Genomic DNA, 865 nt, shown 5'->3' with positions numbered 1-865 from the left:
GGCGGGCGCGAGGCCGCCGTTGGGCAGGTGGGGCCCGAGGCTGCCGAGGCGGGCGGTGCGGGGCCGGGCGCGGGCGATGGCCTCGCGGTCGGCGAGGAGGGCGCGGACAGGGCGCGTGGGCGCTCCTCCGGTGGGTCGTTGGCCGAGGCCGGGGCCGAGTGGTTGGGGTTGGTGGAGCGGCGGCTGCGGGGGGAGTTGGGGGCGCTGGCTGCGGCTCGGCGGGGCGAGGAGCGGGCCCGGGCCGTGGTGACGGAGATCGCGGAGCTGGACCGCGAGGCCAGGGCCGATGACGAGGCCATCGAGGAGGCCGCCCAATGGCTCGCCGGATGGGAGTCGGCGCGGCTCGCGCATCAGGCGCGCATCGAGGCCGCGCAGGAGGCAGCCACCCGGGCCGAGCAGCTCGGCGCGCGGATCGAGCCCGCCGAGCGGCGGCTCGACGCCGCCCGCGAGCGCGACCGCCTCGCCGTGCTGGCGGAGCGGGCGCGGGAGGAGCTGTTGCGGTGCCGGGAGCGGGCGGGCGCCGCCCGGGAGGACTGGCTGGACCTCAAGGACCGGCGGCTGCGCGGGATCGCCGCCGAGCTGGCGGCCGGGCTGCGCCCCGGGGAGCCGTGCGCGGTGTGCGGCGGGTGTGACCATCCGAGCCCGGCGCGCCCGGGGGCGGGGCATGTGGACCGTACGGCGGAGGAGGCCGCGGAGGAGAAGTACCAGCGGGCCGAGGCGGGGCGCGAGGAGGCCGAGCGCCGGTCGCAGCGGCTGAAGGAGGCGCTGGCGGGCGCGGAGGCCGGGGCGGACGGCGGCACGGTGGAGGCGCTGGACCGCGCCCTGGCCGAGGTGCGTGCCGCGTACGCTGCGGCCCGCGACGCGG

At 80.6% G+C, this 865-nt stretch carries 1 pseudogene; it reads left to right on the top strand.

Annotation, left to right across the window (positions count from 1 at the left end):
- Positions 1 to 27: 27 nt before the first annotated feature.
- A pseudogene (locus EEJ42_RS51230) lies at positions 28 to 865 on the top strand (AAA family ATPase); the annotation flags it as partial.

Source organism: Streptomyces botrytidirepellens (assembly GCF_003721215.1).
GTDB lineage: Bacteria > Actinomycetota > Actinomycetes > Streptomycetales > Streptomycetaceae > Streptomyces > Streptomyces himastatinicus.
The sequence above is the reverse complement of the archived record's forward strand: the minus strand, read 5'-3'. Positions and strand labels throughout refer to the sequence as shown.